At 56.3% G+C, this 19,793-nt stretch carries 22 protein-coding genes; 12 read left to right on the top strand and 10 right to left on the bottom strand.

The window, feature by feature from the left end:
* Position 1: 1 nt before the first annotated feature.
* Complete coding sequence (locus tag RZS32_RS09820; RefSeq protein ID WP_317056802.1) at positions 2–475, top strand: DUF2269 family protein; 474 nt, start codon at positions 2–4, stop codon at positions 473–475.
* A 5-nt stretch (positions 476–480) separates the two neighbouring features.
* On the opposite strand, the gene RZS32_RS09815 is transcribed toward RZS32_RS09820, so the two are convergent.
* Positions 481–660 (bottom strand): hypothetical protein, encoded by a 180-nt coding sequence (locus RZS32_RS09815; protein WP_317056801.1) that lies wholly within the window; start codon positions 658–660, stop codon positions 481–483.
* A 180-nt stretch (positions 661–840) separates the two neighbouring features.
* Here RZS32_RS09815 and RZS32_RS09810 point away from each other — a divergent pair, with 180 nt between their 5' ends.
* Positions 841–1,380: an adenine phosphoribosyltransferase gene (locus RZS32_RS09810; protein ID WP_317056800.1), complete on the top strand. Its 540-nt coding sequence runs from the start codon at positions 841–843 to the stop codon at positions 1,378–1,380.
* A 15-nt stretch (positions 1,381–1,395) separates the two neighbouring features.
* Here the strand turns inward: RZS32_RS09810 and RZS32_RS09805 are convergent, their stop codons facing one another.
* Both RZS32_RS09805 and RZS32_RS09800 read right to left on the bottom strand, forming a co-directional pair.
* Complete coding sequence (locus RZS32_RS09805) at positions 1,396–2,256, bottom strand: OsmC family protein (protein WP_317057889.1); 861 nt, start codon at positions 2,254–2,256, stop codon at positions 1,396–1,398.
* A gap of 238 nt (positions 2,257–2,494) precedes the next feature.
* Positions 2,495–3,316 (bottom strand): LOG family protein, encoded by an 822-nt coding sequence (locus tag RZS32_RS09800; protein ID WP_317056799.1) that lies wholly within the window; start codon positions 3,314–3,316, stop codon positions 2,495–2,497.
* A 92-nt stretch (positions 3,317–3,408) separates the two neighbouring features.
* Between RZS32_RS09800 and RZS32_RS09795 the strand changes: the two genes are divergently transcribed.
* From RZS32_RS09795 to RZS32_RS09775, 5 genes are all read left to right on the top strand, one after another.
* On the top strand, positions 3,409–4,335 hold the full coding sequence (locus tag RZS32_RS09795) for a threonine/serine dehydratase (protein ID WP_317056798.1): 927 nt from the start codon (positions 3,409–3,411) through the stop codon (positions 4,333–4,335).
* 187 nt (positions 4,336–4,522) lie between these two features.
* The gene (locus tag RZS32_RS09790) at positions 4,523–4,768 is read left to right on the top strand and encodes a hypothetical protein (RefSeq protein WP_317056797.1); all 246 of its coding nucleotides are present in this window, start codon (positions 4,523–4,525) and stop codon (positions 4,766–4,768) included.
* Positions 4,769–4,815: 47 nt separating this feature from the next.
* The gene (gene dapD / locus RZS32_RS09785; RefSeq protein WP_317056796.1) at positions 4,816–5,643 is read left to right on the top strand and encodes a 2,3,4,5-tetrahydropyridine-2,6-dicarboxylate N-succinyltransferase; all 828 of its coding nucleotides are present in this window, start codon (positions 4,816–4,818) and stop codon (positions 5,641–5,643) included.
* Positions 5,636–6,151, top strand: coding sequence for a hypothetical protein (locus RZS32_RS09780; protein ID WP_317056795.1), 516 nt, complete (start codon positions 5,636–5,638; stop codon positions 6,149–6,151). Before dapD ends, RZS32_RS09780 begins: the two co-directional genes overlap by 8 nt.
* Entirely contained in the window at positions 6,144–6,470 is a 327-nt protein-coding gene (locus RZS32_RS09775; RefSeq protein ID WP_317056794.1) for a hypothetical protein, read from the top strand. Before RZS32_RS09780 ends, RZS32_RS09775 begins: the two co-directional genes overlap by 8 nt.
* Before the next feature lie 5 nt (positions 6,471–6,475).
* Here the strand turns inward: RZS32_RS09775 and RZS32_RS09770 are convergent, their stop codons facing one another.
* Positions 6,476–7,567 carry a Hint domain-containing protein gene (locus RZS32_RS09770; RefSeq protein WP_317056793.1) on the bottom strand — a complete coding sequence of 364 codons (1,092 nt, stop codon included), beginning with the start codon at positions 7,565–7,567 and terminating at the stop codon, positions 6,476–6,478.
* A gap of 1 nt (position 7,568) precedes the next feature.
* Positions 7,569–9,143, bottom strand: a complete 1,575-nt coding sequence (locus tag RZS32_RS09765; RefSeq protein ID WP_317056792.1) for a Hint domain-containing protein — start codon at positions 9,141–9,143, stop codon at positions 7,569–7,571.
* A 291-nt stretch (positions 9,144–9,434) separates the two neighbouring features.
* Between RZS32_RS09765 and dapE the strand changes: the two genes are divergently transcribed.
* The 5 genes from dapE to RZS32_RS09740 all read left to right on the top strand — a co-directional run bounded on the left by dapE (position 9,435) and on the right by RZS32_RS09740 (position 15,728).
* Entirely contained in the window at positions 9,435–10,595 is a 1,161-nt protein-coding gene (gene dapE, locus RZS32_RS09760; RefSeq protein ID WP_317056791.1) for a succinyl-diaminopimelate desuccinylase, read from the top strand.
* 7 nt (positions 10,596–10,602) lie between these two features.
* Complete coding sequence (locus RZS32_RS09755) at positions 10,603–11,202, top strand: TIGR04282 family arsenosugar biosynthesis glycosyltransferase (RefSeq protein WP_317057888.1); 600 nt, start codon at positions 10,603–10,605, stop codon at positions 11,200–11,202.
* A 33-nt stretch (positions 11,203–11,235) separates the two neighbouring features.
* Positions 11,236–13,503, top strand: a complete 2,268-nt coding sequence (rnr, locus tag RZS32_RS09750; RefSeq protein ID WP_317056790.1) for a ribonuclease R — start codon at positions 11,236–11,238, stop codon at positions 13,501–13,503.
* A gap of 78 nt (positions 13,504–13,581) precedes the next feature.
* Entirely contained in the window at positions 13,582–14,286 is a 705-nt protein-coding gene (locus RZS32_RS09745; RefSeq protein WP_317056789.1) for a helix-turn-helix transcriptional regulator, read from the top strand.
* An 86-nt stretch (positions 14,287–14,372) separates the two neighbouring features.
* On the top strand, positions 14,373–15,728 hold the full coding sequence (locus RZS32_RS09740) for a lytic murein transglycosylase (RefSeq protein WP_317056788.1): 1,356 nt from the start codon (positions 14,373–14,375) through the stop codon (positions 15,726–15,728).
* On the opposite strand, the gene RZS32_RS09735 is transcribed toward RZS32_RS09740, so the two are convergent.
* The 5 genes from RZS32_RS09735 to RZS32_RS09715 are packed head-to-tail and all read right to left on the bottom strand — an operon-like array spanning position 15,706 to position 19,763.
* Positions 15,706–16,563, bottom strand: a complete 858-nt coding sequence (locus RZS32_RS09735) for a class I SAM-dependent methyltransferase (protein ID WP_317056787.1) — start codon at positions 16,561–16,563, stop codon at positions 15,706–15,708. The genes RZS32_RS09740 and RZS32_RS09735 overlap by 23 nt on opposite strands.
* A complete protein-coding gene (speB, locus tag RZS32_RS09730) occupies positions 16,560–17,522 on the bottom strand; it encodes an agmatinase (protein ID WP_317056786.1) in 963 nt (320 codons plus the stop codon). The genes RZS32_RS09735 and speB overlap by 4 nt, the downstream gene beginning before the upstream one ends.
* Positions 17,519–17,803 (bottom strand): hypothetical protein, encoded by a 285-nt coding sequence (locus RZS32_RS09725; protein ID WP_317057887.1) that lies wholly within the window; start codon positions 17,801–17,803, stop codon positions 17,519–17,521. Before RZS32_RS09725 ends, speB begins: the two co-directional genes overlap by 4 nt.
* Positions 17,689–18,387: a hypothetical protein gene (locus tag RZS32_RS09720; protein ID WP_317056785.1), complete on the bottom strand. Its 699-nt coding sequence runs from the start codon at positions 18,385–18,387 to the stop codon at positions 17,689–17,691. Before RZS32_RS09720 ends, RZS32_RS09725 begins: the two co-directional genes overlap by 115 nt.
* On the bottom strand, positions 18,384–19,763 hold the full coding sequence (locus RZS32_RS09715; RefSeq protein ID WP_317056784.1) for a leucyl aminopeptidase family protein: 1,380 nt from the start codon (positions 19,761–19,763) through the stop codon (positions 18,384–18,386). Before RZS32_RS09715 ends, RZS32_RS09720 begins: the two co-directional genes overlap by 4 nt.
* Between the last annotated feature and the right edge of the window lie 30 nt (positions 19,764–19,793).

Genomic DNA, 19,793 nt, shown 5'->3' with positions numbered 1-19,793 from the left:
GATGGATCCCTATCTGATCGCCAAATGGCTACATTTCCTGAGTTCTACGGTCCTTTTCGGAACAGGCATTGGCACAGCCTTTCAAATGGTCTGGGCCATGCGAACGAAGAAGGTTGAAACCATTCATTCCGTCACCTCGGGCGTCGTGGTTGCCGATTGGATCTTCACGACACCCGCAGGCATTTTGCAGCCTTTGACGGGGCTGTGGCTGATCTACCTGACAGGATACAGCCTTAGCGAACCATGGCTCATACTAACATATGCGCTCTATGCTCTGGCCTTTGCCTGTTGGTTTCAGGTTGTTCGACTGCAAATCTGCATTCGCGACCTGGCCCGCGAAGCCCTCTCCACGGACACGCCGCTCCCCGAAGCGGCTAGCAGCGCTTACAAAAAGTGGTTCGTCTTGGGATGGCCGGCCTTCATCGGCTTGACGATTGTATTTTGGCTTATGGTGAACAAACCAGCTCTGTGGTGACCAAATCAGCCGTGCTTTTTCACGTAGCTGCGAATGAACCCTCGGATTTCCCGCGCGGCACTCGTGTCTTTGTCTTTGCACAAAGCCACGAAGGCATCCCGCTCATCCTTGTTCAGTCGCAAGATCAACTGGCTGTTCTTCTTACCGGCTTTGTTGTCCTTGGATTTAGCATCTTTCTTGGCCATGCTGGCGTGCCTTTTGTGCCGCGACTGTCAACCGTTCAAAGCGTATATACAACGCATATGCAAGTGCCGCATATCTAAGCACGTTGCTTTAACGGTGATTTCACAACCCTTCGTAATCCTTGCCAAATCCACCGGCATCGGCCAAACCGGAGGGTGGAATGTGAAACCGGGAACCAAGAGATGCCAAACTCCAAACCGATCAAGGACTACATCCGCACCATCGTGGATTTTCCGCACGAGGGCATCATGTTCCGCGATGTGACAACGCTTTTTGCCGATCCGCGTGGCTTTCGCATGGCCATTGATCAGCTGTTGCATCCATACGCCGGGATGCAAATCGACAAGGTTGTTGGGCTGGAAGCGCGGGGTTTTATCCTTGGAGGTGCTGTGGCGCATCAACTTTCGGTTGGTTTCGTACCAATCCGCAAGAAAGGCAAACTGCCAGGCGCTGTGATCTCAGAAGAATATCAACTGGAATACGGCGAAGCCATAGTCGAAGTGCATGACGACGCCATCATGGCCGGAGAGAAAATCCTTGTGGTTGATGACCTACTGGCCACAGGAGGTACAGCCGAAGCCGGGATCAAACTGGTTGAACGTTTGGGCGGCGAGATCATCGGCTGCGCCTTTGTGATCGACCTGCCAGAGTTGGGCGGCCGCGCCAAACTGGAAGCCTTGGGCATGGATGTGCACGCGCTGTGTGACTTCGAAGGCGTCTAAGCGCGCGCCTCCATCTCAGGTTTTGGCGACGTAACCTGACACCGGCGTCATGTTTTTGATGTTGTCAAACATCGGTGACCCAAGCTCAGCCGCCATTTGAATCTCGTTGAGTTGTTCGTCCGATGCATCCGTTTTAACCTTGATGTCATAGGACAACTCGCCAAATCCAGGACGTACGTCCTTATCGATTTCCAGATACCCACGAAGATCAAACGGCGCATTCACCGTAATTTCAAGATCGGAAAAATCCACACCACGCAAATTGGCATGCGTCACCCAACCAATGGTCAAACACGACCCAAGCGCTGCAAGCAAAAGCTCCATCGGGTCGATGTTTTCGTCTTTCCCTCCTAACGGTGTTGGCTCATCTGTTTTTATCGTAAAGCTGCGCGCGGTCGTTTTGGCTTGTGCGCCACCCAACCATTTCGTTGTGCTGGAAAAACTTCCTTTCGCGTCGTTCGGATTTTCTTGCAGATGCGCTTTAGTGTTTTGCATCGTTTCGATGTCGAGGGTTGTACAGCTTAACAAACTATCAGTCGTCATTGCGTTTCTCCGGTTCTGATGTCGCGCGACTTTCGGTGAGCTGACCAAGTAAATTTTGCAACAGCTCTGCCTGCTCCGACGCCAGTCCGGCGACCAATTCGTCGCACAACGCCAATTGCTCTGCCTCGATTTTTTTATCAGGCGTCTCGCCTTGCGCGTCGCGCTTAGCAGGACTGTGCGCCTGTTGGTTTCGGGTCTCTTGCGTTCTACCAAGTCACGCGCACATAGCCGGTCGGCTACATTGGTCGCGCTGGATTGCGGCAGCTTAACAGACGCTGCCAAGTCGCTCATGCGCACCGCACCTTCTCGGACAACGCTGCGCAGCATAGTCATTTCAGCGGGCGCAAACGGTGGTTCTTGCGCGTCTGCGTAACGCGTTTCGATTTGAGCCATACGTTGCGAAAGCTCAACAATGAGGGTTTGCAGATCTTGTCCACCAATCATTTTTCGAATATTTCCATTTCCGAACTATTCGAAAAATAGGACAAGCTACCAGTGAGTCAATCGATTTCTTCCCAGATCGCGCATAACGCGCCCTGAGCCAGTCGCTTTTCAGAATGCACGCGCAGACTTAGTCTACAGGCTTATACCACTCATCAATGATGGAAACCGCCTCATCGGCACTTTCAACAAACTGGAATAGGTCAAGATCTTCTGGCGAAATCGTCCCCGCCTCAGAGAGCGCGTCCCAATTGATAATGCCGCGCCAGAATTCCTCGCCGAACATCAAGAATGGAACGCGATTCATCCGGTCCGTTTGAATCAGCGTCAGCGCCTCGAAGAGCTCGTCCAAGGTGCCAAACCCACCGGGGAAACAACAAATCGCCTTTGCGCGCATCAGGAAATGCATCTTGCGAATGGCGAAGTAGTGAAAGTTAAAGCACAGCCCCGGCGTGACATACTCATTCGGGGCCTGTTCATGCGGCAGCACGATGTTTAGCCCAATTGAATTGCCTCCTGCATCATCCGCGCCTCGGTTCCCGGCCTCCATCACGCCAGGCCCACCGCCTGTAGCCACGACATACTCTCGACCATAGCTCTGCATCGACTTTTCCGTCATAAGCCGCGCAAACACTCGGGCCTCATCGTAGAATCTGGACAAATCGGCGAGCGTTTTGGTGCGCGCCTTGTCTTTTTGGGACGGCTCTGGAATGCGCGCGCCACCAAACAACACCACAGTGCTTTCTATCCCACGCTCATTAAGGATCATTTCCGGCTTGAGCAGTTCCAGCTGAAGTCGGACAGGCCGCAACTCATCACGACACAGGAAATCCTCGTCCGCGAATGCCAAACGATAGGCAGGCGCTCGTGTTTGTGGGGTGTCCGGAACATTTTCCGCGGTAAAGCGATCCGAATGGGCATCGCGAAACTGGCTACGGCGGTCATCTTTCATAGTATTGGTCTCTTTCAGCTCGTTTTCACAAGGCGTATAACCTTGAGCGCGACTTGGCCAGCCTCGGCAAGCGCCGTCACAGGGAGATGAACATGAACTGGCAGGCTGAAATCACGAGCGCGCAGGCACGTGTTGCGCCACATATCCGACGCACGCCTGTGGCGACGGTTCATGCCTTTGGCCTTCCCTACAAAGTTGAGCTCAAGCTGGAACATCTACAGCACACCGGCAGTTTCAAAGCCCGCGGCGCATTCAACACGCTTCTGTCACAGAAGGTGCCCCAAGCCGGGCTTGTCGCCGCGTCAGGTGGTAATCACGGGGCCGCTGTGGCTTATGCCGGATCGCAACTGGGGCACAAGGCGCGCATATATGTGCCGGAAATGGCGGGTCCTGCAAAGATCAACTTGATCGAAAGCCTTGGGGCGGATTTGCATGTGGTTGAAGGTGCTTATGCGAATGCACTCAATGCCGCCAAGGTCTACGAAGCCGAAACAGGCGCCATGCAAATCCATGCCTATGATGCGCTTGGCACTGTCGCAGGCCAAGGCACCTGCATGGCCGAATGGGAGGCGCAAGGTCTGGAGGCGGATACAGTTCTCATCGCCGTTGGCGGAGGGGGCCTGATCTCCGGGGCGATGGCGTGGCTTGATGGGCAGCGCAAGATAGTGGCTGTTGAGCCGGAAACCTGCAACGCTCTGCATGCAGCACGCATCGCAGGCAAACCGGTGGATGTTGACGTCTCTGGCGTTGCCGCCAATGCGTTGGGCGCTCGGCGCATTGGCGACATTTGCTTTGATCTTGCCAAACAACAGAACATTGAAGCCGTTCTTGTTTCGGATGAGGCAATCATTCTGGCTCAGCGCGCACTTTGGAAAGAAGTACGGCAACTTGTGGAACCCGCTGGCGCAGCCGCCCTCGCCGCGCTCATGTCCGGCGCATATCGTCCTGCCAAAGGCGAACGTGTGGCCGTATTGGTCTGCGGAGGGAACATCGCCCCAGATCCGTTTACAGATCTTTAATCTCAAACGCCCATGAACTGGGCATGTCCACTGTATCTCTGGATATCGACCAGACCACCTTTCGCGCATTGACTCAGATTGCGCGTGAAGAAAACTGTGACATCGAAGAAATTGTGAAAGGCGTGATCTGTTTCGTCGCACCCGCGCGAAGAAGGCCATCAGGCCTGATGAGCGGCTCATCGCGCCCTTGCGCGCGCTCCTCGCCGATGATTTTGCCTATGCGCGAGATTGGCAAGATTTGCAAAAGCGGCTGCAGTACAAGGGGTATGCTCTAAGAGAGGCTGGCGCAGGCCTTGCCCTGGTCTGCGCAACGTCTGGCGAAAGACGCGCCAAGGCCTCTGACCTGGGCTACAGCTACACCCGCCTTATGCGCCGGTTTCACGCTCCCTTTCCCGGCCATAGCCACGCTTATCTGTTTCATCGCGCCCGTTAGACCGCTATAGCCCTTCGCGAACAGATGATTCCGAAAGAGAGGCTCACATGTCCAACGCCCAACTCGAAGCCGCGATCGAAACCGCATGGGAGGCGCGTGATACAATCACATCCGCAACCACCGGCGAAACCCGCGAGGCCATTGAGGACACCCTGAATGCGCTGGATGGTGGCACCTTACGCGTGGCCGAAAAACAGGCGGACAATTCCTGGTATGTGAACCAGTGGGCCAAGAAGGCTGTACTCCTGGGCTTTCGTATCAAGGATATGGAACAGCAAGACGGCGGGCCACAGGCCGGCGGCTGGTGGGACAAGGTCGACAGCAAATTCAAAGGTTGGGGCGACAACCAGTGGAAAGCCGCGGGCTTTCGTGCGGTACCCAATTGCGTCGTTCGCAAATCCGCCTACATCGCCCCCGGCGTTGTGCTCATGCCTTCTTTTGTGAACCTCGGCGCCTTTGTGGACGAAGGGACAATGGTGGACACCTGGGCGACCGTGGGCAGCTGCGCTCAGATCGGTAAGAATGTGCATCTCTCGGGCGGCGTCGGCATCGGCGGCGTGCTGGAACCGATGCAGGCCGGTCCTACAATCATCGAAGACAACTGCTTTATCGGCGCCCGCTCGGAGGTTGTCGAAGGCTGTATCGTGCGCGAAGGGTCTGTGCTGGGCATGGGCGTGTTCATTGGTCAATCCACAAAGATCGTCGACCGGGAAACCGGCGATGTGATGTATGGCGAAGTCCCGCCCTATTCCGTGGTGGTCGCAGGCTCTATGCCCACCAAGAACAACATCAATCTCTACTGCGCGGTGATTGTGAAACGGGTTGATGAACGCACCCGCTCAAAGACCGGCATCAACGAGCTTTTGCGTGACTGATCTCGATGCACGGCGTGAGCAGGTGATCAATGACCTGCTTGCGCTGATTAGAAAATATTCGGGCGAGCTTTTGCTTAAAGAAATCGCAGATGGCGACAGCCAGGCCATGCCGAAGGACGGTGTCAAACATTTGGCTGCCTTGCATGACTTGCGGGACAGCTATGATTGGCGATTACAAAAACAGCCTGACAACTCGTGGTATCCTTGCGAACCAATCGAGCTCATCGCGTATGCCGTGGATGATCATTCTCAGCACGCGCAGATTTTTTGCAATGCTTTGCTGGTTGTGTCTGAACTGGACGGAACCGAGCAGGATTATATGAACTATCGGTGGTTTCAGTCTCCGGGTGAAGCTTGGTTTCGCGGATTGGAGGAGCCTTGGCGGTCCGCATTGCTGGCGGGATTTACCTTACGCCATGCCGAAGGAAATGAGTTGGAGCGGGAATTCTGGCAAAGCCCCGATGCAAAGGGCAAATGGATCGAAACCGAGGGAAAGGAATATGGCTGAAAAGAAACCCTCCCGCCAACAGGTCTATACCCTGCTAGTTGAGATCGGCCGCAAAGAGGGCGATGGGTTGCCCAAAAAAGCGACCGGTGCGGCACTTGTGGTCTATGCCAGCGGCGTGGATGAGGCAGAGGCTGTGCGAGAAACTGTGGCAATCCTTAAACAGGCCGATACGGCACCGCTGGATGTGTCGGGCTATGGGACATTGCAAGAACGGGAAGCAGAAGGTCACGACATCAACGATGAAGAACGTGATCTGATGCAGCGGGCCCTGGACGAAAATGCCGTGATCGTGGCGCAGGTCACGCCGTTTTTTGACTGAGCGACTTACGCTGCGCGCATCGTGGCCAGGGTTACCGCTTCAAACGGCTTGAGGACTGGCCAAATGGGTTTCGAATGCTCTGGCAAGCGCGCGCGATCAAAACTCGCCAGGATGCTGGTTGCAAGGGCCTCTGGCTTACGTCGCATACGTCCGACATAGAGGCTTTCCAAAGGACATCCGCTCGCCAGAACCGCCTGATGACCAGGCAATAGCAGGTGGTGATAGGTCACCGTGCTCGGGCCGTTCGCTACGAAGGCTGAGCTGTCATTCACAAGATGCCTTGCAGGGACAAGTACCGCCTCGCTCCCGAACATATACTCGACCTGAGATCCTCTCATGACCAAACGCTGTTGAGGGGCGACAACGATGTCACGCTGAAGATTGAAGTAAGGCGCCCGAAGGCGAATAGGTCGGAATGTGCCTCGCGCCGGCACAGTCCGACGCACAACTTGAAGAACCGGCACAGTGTCGCCCGCCTCAGTAATCACCATATCACCGCGCCGGATATCCGAGGCCGGTACTTCGCCGCAGTTTGTCCGGATCGGCACATGGGAGGTCAGCGTCGGCATCGGCCCCACAGGTTCAATCCGGTTAGAAACAGCCGCAAAAAGCACATCTTCCTGCAGATTGCTAGCGTGTCCACTGGCAAAGGCCGCGTCCAGATCCTCTTCCAATAGACCGACCGGGTCTTTGATCTGCGCTCTTGCAATGTTTTCACTTTCAGGTTGCTCAAGCGTAAGGGTGGCAAACCCTGTTGCGACATCCCAGCTATAGCTCAAGCGGATCACATCAATTCGCCCATTCGCATCAAATGGCAAAGTAGCATGGCGCACGTCATCCCCAATCGCATCCACCAATACGATCCCGCCATGGGCCAAGGCCTGCAGGCTGAAGCGCCCAACCTTGGGCCAAGTGCGTTGGAACGAGAACAAGGTTTGGGGTTGAGCCTGAGCAGACAACCGCGTCTCGATTAAAATCGTCCCACGCTTGAGCCAGGTCGCGCGTGCTCTGGAGGTCAGCACATCTTCGCTCTCAGCACGGTCCGCATGGCTGCGAAACCATCCGCCTCTCTTGTCGCGCAACCCCAGCCAGGCCATGTCAGGCGACCCATTTCTGGGCGAGCACATGCGCCTCATAACTGCGCAACATTCGGCGTGCTGCGGCACTGTAACCATCTGTCGTTTCTGGGTTCATTTCAGGAAATAGGTCGCAAATTTCACGTACAATTTCGTCTTCGAAACTGTCATGGATTTGCGGCCCGGGCAGGAAGCTTTCCGTCGCGAGCCCTTCGGAAATGATGACTTGATGCCGGTCGAAGAGAAGATGGAAATAGGTCACCGACGGCATCTCACTACGACGCACGCTGTGGTCGTTCACCAAATCCTTGGCCGCCACAAGAACCTCAGAGTCGCCAAACAAAAGCTCTGCCAAACTGTCGCGGATCAGCACCCGATGCAGAGGAGACACCCAAAGTTCTTTGTGATCTCCAAACGTTCCAGCGGCAATGCGGATGGGAGCAAAATTTGCAGTGCCTTCAACCGTGCGGCTTCCCACCCAGCGCAATGGCTGAAACCCTTCATCACGTGTAAGTACCAGATCATCGGGTTGCAGGTCTTCAACCGGCACGTCACCCCGTTCACACAAAATATGCGTGCCTTCGACGAAACAAGGTACTGAGTTCAGCGTGACAAAGCCGATATCGGTGTCACCGGTTGTGCTTGTTACTTCGTAGGTGAAGTTGACTTCTTCGACATCACCATCGCCAAGAACCGTGATCGTTCCGTCGCCGTTAACCTGAACTGTTTGTCCAGATGGAAGAATGACGTCACCACTTGGTGGAATCGTTTGGCCATTAATCAGGGAAATGCTGAGTGTGCCACCCGTGCCGTTGATATCATTGCCCAACAGATCAATGGTGCGAGACCCGGTTGGAAACAGATTGGCCGAGTCATCCAGCGCAACAAGGGTTGTTTGCGCACTATCCGCAGCGATCAAAAGGGTAGAGTCAAAGTTGTTGTCCGCAACATCCGCGATCCCGATGCGTAACGAATTTACGCCATCAACCAAGGGAATGGTTAAGGTCATGGTCAGCGTGAAACCGTCCATTTCCGTGTTGAACTGATCAGCGGTGTTGTCGATGAAAACGTTCGCGTTTGACCCGGCGTTCAGGTTGTTGGGGTCGATATCTCCATCGCCAATACCAAGCGGAACCTGAGTTCCGTTGATCCAAACGCCTACAAAATCCTGAAAAGCCCCATTGGCAAATTCCGGAAATTCCTCTGATGCAAAGACAAACTGCATCGTCATGACGTTGCCGGTTGCCGTAAAATCTACGTCTAGAAACGAGGCATCGAACGTATTTGCACCCGCTGCCGCATTAAAGTCTGGATTGTTATTTGGACCACTCGATCCTGTTGTCGTGTTGGTATTGAGGTTCGATTGCGAAGCATTGTTGTTGGTAAATCCGCGCAAGTCACCTGTCGAGAACAAGACACCAGTGTCTCCTGGGGTCACACCAGGCGCGATGGCATCACCATTGGTGTAGATACCGGAAGAATCCCGATCTCCGGTGTAACTAGCGGAAATGATATTCACACCATCGCCGAAAATCGTTTGCGCCATTTGGTCTGCCGTCGCAAACCGATTGATCGGGAGCTCTACCCCTGCAACCATGTGTCTTCCGCCTCATCGCTGAGGCAAGACGTAAACGGTCTCTATTCCTGAAAGCTTTCGGAATGCGAAGGGCGGAAATTCTGCGTTCCGTCCACTTCAAAGGCTTTCGCCCAACTGCTCACTGTCCTGCCTCGGTTCTTTATTTTTTGAATGCCTTAGCATGAAAATTTCGCGCTGTTAAGTATTCAGAACAGTTTGAGATTGCTCTGAGTCTTGCTTGCATCAATGGCTTGGCATTTGCGGTTTTGACCGTTCCACGCTAGGGCTTTGGAAACTCAAATAGGACGGTTCATGTCGCACTCTTCTCACGCTTCTGTAGACCCAGTAGACCTCACTGCTCGACTTGTACGCTGCCCGTCAATCACGCCTGCGGAAGGTGGCGCACTTGAGCTGCTGGAAGCCGAACTGTCTAGGGCTGGTTTTAATTGCAAGCGCGTGGACCGCGCGGGCACATGCAATCTTTTTGCACGCTGGGGAGAAAAAGGCGCAGCCCGCAGTTTTGGGTTTAACGGTCATACAGATGTGGTTCCCGTTGGGGACGAAGCCGCCTGGACAAAACCACCTTTTGGCGCTGAGATCAGGGATGGTGTTCTATGGGGGCGCGGGGCCACCGATATGAAATCCGGTGTTGCAGCCTTTGCCGCAGCGGCCATAGATCACGTGAAAGAGACCCCTCCGGACGGCGCTATTGTCCTGACCATAACTGGCGATGAGGAAGGCGACGCGACAGATGGCACAGTGGCGCTTTTGGACTGGATGCAGGCCCAGGGCGAAAGAATGGATGTCTGCCTTGTGGGGGAACCAACCTGCCCAGAAACCTTAGGGGACATGATCAAGATCGGACGCCGCGGGTCTATGTCGGCCTGGATCACGCTAACGGGCGTGCAAGGCCATTCCGCCTATCCACATCGCGCGCGCAATCCACTTCCGGCCATGGCACGGTTGGTAGACCTACTGGCCTCGCACACCTTGGACAGCGGCACGGATCACTTTGACCCGTCTACGCTCGCGGTTGTAAACATCGACACAGGCAATCCGACAACCAATGTTATCCCTGCCGAATGCCACGCCACCGTGAACATCCGGTTCAACGATGCGCATTCCAGCGACAATCTGACAGCTTGGCTTATGTCGCAGATCGAAGACGTTTCCTCAGAGTTCGGGGTGCAAAGTGATGTTAGAATCAAAGTCTCCGGTGAAAGCTTTGTCACACCTCCTGGAGCGCTTTCGAGCATGGTTGCCAACGCTGTGAAAGCTGAAACCGGTATCGCGCCGGATCTTTCCACAACAGGCGGCACATCAGACGCGCGGTTTGTCAAAGATCACTGCCCTGTGGTCGAATTTGGTCTTGTCGGCAAATCCATGCATCAGGTTGATGAACACGTGAATGTCGCTGACGTGCATAAGCTAAAGGCGATCTATCGCCGCATCCTGACCGACTATTTCCGCTAGAGCCATGCTGCGACCTATACTGATCGTCATGCTGAAAGAACCACGCGCGGGGCTGGTGAAAACCCGTTTGGGTCGCGACATAGGAATGACCAATGCGGCCTGGTGGTTCCGCCATCAATCCCGTGCCCTGCTCCGCAGGCTGTATGCACCCCGTCGCTGGAACATTATCCTTGCTGTCGCGCCAGACTACACTGGTCTTACCTCCCGCGCATGGCCCGCCCATTTGCCGCGCATACCGCAAGGTCAGGGCGATTTAGGTGTGCGTATGGCGCGGCTTTTGCGCACGTTTGACCGAAACCCTGTTTGCCTCATCGGAGGCGACATTCCGGGCATTTCACAGCGCCACGTTTCCCAAGCCTTCAACACACTCGGCGCGCAGGATGCCGTTTTTGGCCCCGCAGAGGATGGCGGTTTCTGGCTGGTCGGCACTGGCGCAAATGCCACCTTACCGTCAACAATGTTCCAAGGCGTACGCTGGTCAACCAATCACGCACTGGACGACAGTCTTGCCACTCTGCCCGGCAAGCGTATCGGCTTTGTTGATACGCTGCCCGACATCGATACCATCGAAGACCTCGCCAAGTTTCAACCCATCAATCGTCGATAGAACCCCGCACCGCTTCGTGTTAGGCCGACCAGTATGAGTACCCTGCCCACCAAACCCGAGATCCTGCAATGGATCGCCGACAACCCGACGCTTACATCCAAGCGCGACATCGCCAAGGCATTTGGCATCAAGGGGGCTGCGCGTATTGACCTCAAGCGCATTCTGAAAGAGCTAGAAACCGAAGGGCATCTGGAGAAGCGCAAGAAGACCTATCGCGATCCCGACAAATTGCCGCCGGTGAGTATCCTGCAGATCAACGACCAGACCCCGGATGGTGAGCTACTAGCACGGCCTTTGGAATGGCACGGCGAGGGTAAGGAGCCTGTTGTGATGCTTGTCCCACGCGCCTCCGATCCAGCGATGGCTCCGGGCGAACGCATCTTAGCTCGCTTGCAAGAAGTAAAGGGCGAAGCGCATCAATATGAAGCGAGGCTCATTCGGAGGATTGGGACCAACCCACGCAAAATTCTGGGCATATTCCGCAAACGTGCTGAGGGCGGACGGATCATGCCCATCGACAAGGGTGACGGCAAGGAATGGGTCGTTGCTGCGGGTGCCACAGCCGGGGCAAAGGACGGTGAGTTGGTCGAGGCCGAACAGGCCGGCCCGAAGGATCGCATGGGCCTGCCTCGCGCGCGCATCCTGGACCGGCTCGGTGACCCGACAGCACCGAAGGCAGTTTCCCTCATCGCCATTCACCAACATGGCATCCCCGACGATTTTCCAGACGACGTGATCGCGGAAGCAGATGCCAAGAAACCGGCGGGCCTCAAAGGTCGCGAAGACATGCGCGATATGCCATTGGTGACAATTGATCCCGCCGATGCACGCGACCATGACGATGCGGTTTGGGCGCATGAGGATGATGATCCAAAAAACGAAGGCGGCTATGTCATCTGGGTCGCCATTGCTGATGTCGCTCACTACGTCACTTCCAGCTCGGCCCTTGATGCCGAGGCCCGCAAGCGCGGCAATTCCAGCTATTTCCCAGACCGCGTTGTCCCGATGTTGCCAGACCGGCTCTCCGGGGATCTGTGTTCGTTGCATGAAGGCGTACCGCGTGCCTGCATCGCGGTTCGGATGCAAATAAATGCACATGGGGACAAGATCGGCCATCACTTTGTGCGCGGCCTCATGCGCTCGGCGGCTTCGCTCAACTACAAAGAGGTGCAGGAGGCCCGCGACGGCGCACCAAACGATAAATGCACCCCTTTGATGGATAGCGTAATTACTCCGCTTTACGACGCCCATGCAGCCCTCACCGAGGCACGCAAGCGACGGCAACCGCTCGATCTGGACCTGCCCGAACGCAAAGTCGTGCTGAGCGATGAAGGTAAGGTTGTTTCAGTGAACTTTTCTGAACGGCTCGATGCGCATCGCCTGATCGAAGATATGATGGTGTTGGCGAATGTCGCGGCAGCTGAGACGCTTATCGCCGAGAAATCCGCACTGCTGTTTCGGGTCCATGAAGAACCTCCGCCCGAAAAGCTTGATACATTGCGAGACGTGGCCGATGCAGCGGGTCTGACACTGGCCAAAGGGCAAGTGCTCAAGACCTCGCATATCAATCAGCTTCTCAAAGGTGCTGTTGGCACAGATCACGCCGAAACCGTGAACCTCGCCACGCTGCGCGCCATGACCCAAGCCTATTATGCGCCTGCCAATTTTGGTCACTTTGGTCTGGCACTTCAGTCATACGCGCATTTCACCTCGCCCATCCGCCGCTATGCCGACCTGATCGTGCATCGCGCGCTGATCTCCTCCCATGGCTGGGGAGAGGACGGGTTGAGCCGTGAGGACGAGGAGCGCCTGCAAGGCACTGGGGAGCATATCTCGGAAACCGAACGTCGTTCGATGACCGCTGAACGGGATACCAACGACCGCTACCTCGCGGCCTTTCTGTCAGAGCGGATTGGCGATGAATTTACAGGGCGGATCAGTGGTATCGCGAAATTTGGTGCCTTTGTACGACTCGATGAGACCGGGGCGGACGGGCTGATCCCGATGCGCGCTTTGGGGCGTGAGTATTTCCGTTTTGATCGTGATGCGGGCACCTTGATGGGAGAAGACACTGGACTGACCATAGGTCTCGGACAACGGGTTGTTGTGCGCCTGGCCGAAGCAGCCCCTGTGACCGGCGGTCTCGCTCTGGATCTGGTGCGGCTGGACGGTGAGAACATCACACCGAACACTTCAAAACCCCGGGGCGGACGCCGTGGGTCTGGGCCCAAGCGCAAACTTGCGCGGGACAAAAAGAAAACCGCAAAGGTGAAGCGCAAGGTCTCGCGCAAACGGCGGTAAGACGGCAAAACCTTTCCCATTCGAGCCCGTGGTGATGTACTGACACAAATTGTCAGCACCTTCAGGCATAGTCCGCCCATGAGCCGCACGACCCGATTGTTCCAACTCATGCAAACCTTGCGCAGTTTGCCACCGCCCGCAACAGCGACGCGGCTGGCCGAACTCATGGATGTCACCCCACGCACGATTTACCGGGACATTGACGCCCTGCGCGGTCTGGGAGCGGTGATCGATGGAGCGTCCGGTTTTGGTTACACACTGGTCGAAGACGCCGCTCTGCCACCTCTTAGCTTTGATGATGATGAGCTTGAGGCGCTGGTTTTTGGGCTTCGCGAAGTGAGCGAGGTTGGAGACAGCACGTTGGCGCAAGCCGCCAATTCGGCCTTGGCAAAACTGCGCGCGCGCTTGCCTGCCAGCCAAGCACACAGATTGGAACATGCAGTTCTCAACGCGGTCAGCTTCCGGCCTCTTCCCGAGCCTGGCATCGACGCCGCAGTGCTCCGCAAAGCCACTTGGGACGAAAAAACCATCCGCTTTGAGTATACAGATGCCGAAGATCGTGAAACCTCACGCGAGGTTGATCCTTTGTCCGTAGTTTTCATGCAGGCCTCTTTGTGTCTGCTGGCATGGTGCCACCTGCGCCAAGACTTCCGTGCATTCCGTCTGGATCGTATGCGAAGTCTGGAGTTAACCGGAGCTTCATTTCGTCCCAGACGTGTCTCCATGCTGCGCGACTATCTGGCGAAGATGGGCGAAAGTTGCGACGCTGGCCCGGCATCATAGGCGAACCCTCGCGACATCTTTAATTGACGTCTTTGAGGAACTCCTCTTTCAAGCTACAATAAGAAAAACCCGAAAAGGGGTCGAGCATGTATACCAAACGCCTTGTCACCGCGGCACTTGCCGCGTCGCTTGCTAATATCGCACCGGCTACACCGGTGGAATCTTCGCTGCGACCTCAGGTCCGGCCCGTGGCGGAACCTGCCGTTGCCACAGCAGAGCCGGAGACCGTGATCAAAGCGTCATTGGCACGCAGCCTGCGGCCCAAGGCACGTCCTGATGGGCTATCGGCGGTTGCGCAGACACCTGAAGCTCTCACCGTTGTCGCCTCAAACCCTGCTTTCGACCAGTGGGTGCGCGGCTTTCGCAGTCGGGCGCGGTCCGCAGGGATCAGCAATGCCATTTTGGACCGAGCGTTCCGAGGCGTGACCTACAATGCGGACGTGATCTCAAAAGATCGCAATCAAGCCGAGTTCAAGCGCCAGATTTGGGACTACCTCGACAGCGCGGCCTCGCCGGAGCGTGTTGATCTGGGTCGCAAGGCCCTGCGCCGCCACAACCGTGCACTCAAACGAATTGAACAAGCCTATGGCGTCGAGAAAGAAGTGATCACCGCCGTGTGGGGTCTGGAAAGCCGATACGGCTCTCGCACCGGTGACATTCCGGTCATTGAGGCGCTCTCAACACTGGCTTTTGATGGACGGCGCGGGGCGTTTTTCGAAAAACAGCTCATCGCCGCGTTGAAAATTCTGCAATCGGGGGATGTCACACCCCAGAACTTCAAGGGCTCGTGGGCTGGAGCCATGGGACACACCCAATTCATTCCCACCTCCTATGAAGCCTATGCCGTGGATTTCACTGGCGATGGCAAGCGCGACATCTGGTCAAAAGACCCTTCCGATGCTTTGGCCTCCACCGCCGCCTATCTCAAGCGGTTTGGCTGGCGCAAAGGCATGCCCTGGGGTGTTGAGGTCCGCGTACCCAATGGGGCGCGATTCGGCAAAACCAAACGCATGCCATCGGACTGGGCCAGCCGAGGCGTTGTGGGCATAGATGGACGCGCGGTGAGGGACTATGGCGCGGCACGCATCCTGCAACCGGCAGGTCCTCAAGGCGCGTCCTTCATGGTTTTTGCCAATTTCGACGTGATCAAGCGCTATAACAACGCCGATGCCTATGCGATTGGCGTAGGCCATCTGGCTGACCGTATCGCAGGCCGGCCTGAAATTCAGGCCAGTTGGCCCCGCGGCTATGAGCCAGTCAGCTTTGAAGAGCGCAAGGAAATCCAGCGTATTCTCAAACGCAAAGGGTATCCGCTTGAAAAAATTGACGGATTGATCGGACCGAACACCCGCAAATCCATTATTGCTTACCAGCAATCCATCGGCACCAAGGCCGACGGGCACCCATCACGCACATTGCTCAATCAGCTGCGGACGCGCTGAACAGATTAAGTTTCGCAGGAATACGCACACCGTCCCTCGTGTCGAAATCACGCATCGCGTTTTCAAGGTCAGAGACAATGGCCAACACATCATCGTCCGATCCGCCCATATCGTTGACAATCCTGCTGGCCGGCCCTTCGCGCCCCGCAAAGTCAGCAACGTCAGGTAAGCTACCCAAAGGCGTAAGATTGGGCCGCACAGTCTCTGCCGTGACGTTCCGAAACCCAGCCTGGGTCAAGATGTCCTTTACATAGTCCTGTTCACTGAACGCCATCGGACCAGGTGCACGGGGATCAGGGGACGGCGGTGACCCGACGCGCGCTTTGGCAAATTCGATGGGCAGGCGAAACCAAGGGTTTTCTGGCAGTCCGGCCCAGGTGATGAAGGTTATGGTTCCACCCGGTGCAAGGGCCGTGGCAATGTTGGCAAAGGCGGCATAGGGGTCTTCGAAAAACATGACGCCAAAGCGTGAAACAATTTGGTCCACGGCCATTGAGCCAAGGTTATACACCTGCGCGTCGGCCTCAATACATGTCACATTGTCCAGCCCCGCAGTCTCGATGCGTCCGCGCGCCATTGCCAGCATTGGAGTTGAAACATCAACACCCGTCACATGCCCTGATGGTCCCACAACGCCGGCAAGCTGTAACAGGCTGGCACCCGTCCCACATCCGATATCCAGAACCTTTTGACCTGATTTTATGCCCGCTCTGGCCAGAAGCACCTCGAGCACCGGCGTCATCAAGGTATCAAACATATCCTGCTTCTGAACCCATTTCTGACCGGAAGGCCCAGACCAGTATTCAGCCTGATCTGTGTTGGCAATCTCACTCATGCGGCGCTCTGCATGGCCATGACACACAGAATTTCGAACATGATCGACACGCCCAGAAAAGCCGTATTACCAGAGCTGTCGAAGGGTGGTGAGACCTCAACCATGTCCGCCCCAACGATGTTCACCCCGGCCAATTCACGACACACCTGAAGCGCCTGAAAACTATTCGGGCCACCCACCTCGGGAGTGCCAGTCCCGGGTGCAAATGTCGGGTCCACAAAGTCGATGTCGTAGCTGATGTAAGTCGCACCCTCACCGGCAATCTCGCGCGCCTCGGCCATCACATCTTCGACCCCGCGTGCGAAAAACTCTTCGATCAAGATCAGGCGAATGCCCTCAGCTGCGGCAAAATCACGGTCTTCCTCGTCATACATACTGCCGCGCAAGCCGATTTGAACGACGCGTTTGGGGTCCAAAAGCCCCTCTTCCACAGCGCGCCGGAACGGTGTGCCGTGGGTGTACATCTGCCCGCCAAAGTAGCTGTGAAAGAGATCCGTGTGGCTGTCGAAATGGATCATGCCAACCGGGCCATCTTTGGCCACGGCCCTGAGGATAGGCAGCGACGTTAGATGATCGCCCCCTGCCGTCAGTGGCTTTATTCCAGAGGACAGTACATCGCCGTAAAATGCGGTGATCCGCGCCATGCTGTCTTCGATATCCGCCGGGTTCGGCCCGACATCTCCCAAATCAGCACAGTTCAGCGCCTCAAAGGGACGCACGCCGTTCACCGCGTGCTGCGCCCGGATCATGGTCGAAGCATCCCTTAACTGTCGCGGCCCATGACGTGGGCCGGGACGGTTGGTGGTGCCACTGTCCCAGGGCACGCCGATCAACCCCACATCAACGTCACCATATTTGGCATGATCTTTGGAGACATGCGGCAAGCGCATAAAGGTGGGCACACCCGCGAACCGCGGCAATTCCATTCCCGATACAGGCTGAAAGAAGGGATCGCTCATGTTGGTATCTCCAGTCGCTTGCGGGCGGTCACCGGCCCACCGCCTTGCGTCTCAATCCGCGCAATCGCGGACTTGAGCGGCTCGTGTACGACGGCCATGTGATGGGCATTGGCGTGCAAAATCTTGTCAGGATTGACAACCCAGGCCACATGACCGCTCCAGAATATCAAGTCACCGCGCTTGAGTGGCGCGTCTTCAGGCAGTTCAACACCCAATTCGACCGCCTGCATGTCACTGTCTCCCGGACACGCGACATCACATGCAACGCACGCTGCTTGAATAAGACCCGAACAATCAATGCCAAACGCGGAATTGCCACCCCAAAGATAAGGCGTTCCAAGAAAGAGTTCGGCGACTGCGATGGGATCTTCTGCTGCAAAATCCAGACGCACGAGATGTTTGGACGGAACATACAGGTCACGCGGCAGAGTACCGCGCCCCCATGCGATCCGTGACCATCCATCGATTTCGTCGACCACAGCAAGGCGGGCATCAAACGGAAGGGGGTCACGCGACCCATCTCCTTCAGACCTGGCGTGGACTTGCCATAGCTTCGAGCCGACGCGACGCGATGCGTCGGAACATCGGAAGGGTGCCCATTGAGGCTGGCCGCCTCGACCCACCCGACGTAACCATCTTTTTCGGCATACCCAAAAACCCATGCTTCTTGCACATCTAGACACATGAACGCCTCGCCACGCAGAAGCTGGCGATCTCTGGCACCACCCGGTTCGGTGCACAAGTCGGCAGTAACAACCGCGACATGTTTCGGTTCCGCCTCAACATAGCGATCTGCATCGACAAGGCCCTTAAGATGCGCAGCTGCTACCTTGCCGTTAAATGGTGTGCGCCGCCGGTCGTTCATAGGCCCAGCACCTCGGGCAGGGCTTGCAAGATGGCGCGCGCGCCCATACCAACGCCACCCTTGGGACGCGCCGGGGCGGCGGTGGGGTTCCAGCCGTAAATGTCGAAATGCGCATAAGATGTTTCGCACGCGAAACGTCTCAGAAAGAGCGCTGCTGTGATCGATCCCGCAAATCCACCCTTCGGCGCATTGTCCAGGTCAGCGATCCCAGGCTCGATCATCGCCTCGTAGGGCGTGTGAAATGGCAGCCGCCAAACCGGATCTGCAACTTTTGCCGCCGACGTTTCCAGCGCGCTTGCAAAAGCAAGGTCATCCGTGAAGTACGGCGCAAGGTCAGGACCAACGGCCACGCGCGCCGCGCCAGTCAGAGTCGCCATGGAAATCATGAAATCCGGGCTATCTTCGGCGGCAAAGCTGAGCGCATCTGCCAGCACAAGACGCCCTTCGGCATCGGTATTGTTGATCTCAACCGTCATGCCATTGCGCGCCGTCAGGATGTCGCCCGGTCTGTAGGCATTGCTGCTGACCGAGTTTTCCACCGCTGGGATCAGAACACGCAGTTGAAGCGGCAGGTTCAACCCCATGATCATATGGGCCAAGCCCAGGCCAGTTGCCGCGCCGCCCATGTCTTTCTTCATGAGGCCCATGCTCGACCCGGGTTTAAGATTGAGCCCACCTGTGTCAAAGCACACACCCTTGCCCACAAGCGTAAGCTTTGGACCTTCATCCCCCCAGCGTATGTCAATCAGACGCGGCGCTTGTTCTGCAGCACGGCCAACTGTGTGAACCATCGGGAAATTCTGTTCGAGAAGCGCCTCGCCACGGGTCACGTTGATGTTCGCACCAAACTCATCGGCCAGCGTTGCACAGGCTGCTTCAAGTTCAACCGGACCCATGTCCCAAGCAGGCGTGTTGATGAGGTCGCGGGTGAGGCTTTCACCAGCAGCAATCACCTCCAGTCGTTTTGCATCCACGCCTGAGGGGGCAACAAGTTGAGCATTTGCGGGTTTTTGAGATCGGTAGCGATCAAACGCATAACCGGCCAGAAGCCAGCCTAACGCTTCTTCTTCGGCACGGTCTGATCCCAGACCTTCAAGCCGATAGGTGCCTTCCGGAAGCTGCCCCGCAACGGAGGCCAGATGAAAGCGTCCACGCGCCCTGCTTGAAGACGCGCCATATCCTGCCAGTGCCATTTCGATCGCGCCATCCGACGAGGGCACGAGCGTGATCTGTCCCAACGCGCCGGTAAACCCAGAGGCGTTGACCCAGGTTTGTGTGCGCTTCTGTTGATCTGCCAGCCATGCCTCAACATCCTCTTGTTCCAGCACATGCACAGGAATGGCATCAGCATTTTCGGCAGCAAACTTGAGCGGCATAGGCAGCGATCCTGATCAAAGCACGTATCG

Origin of the sequence: Roseovarius sp. W115 (genome assembly GCF_032842945.2) — a bacterium.
GTDB classification, from domain to species: Bacteria; Pseudomonadota; Alphaproteobacteria; order Rhodobacterales; family Rhodobacteraceae; genus Roseovarius; species Roseovarius rhodophyticola.
The sequence above is the reverse complement of the archived record's forward strand: the minus strand, read 5'-3'. Positions and strand labels throughout refer to the sequence as shown.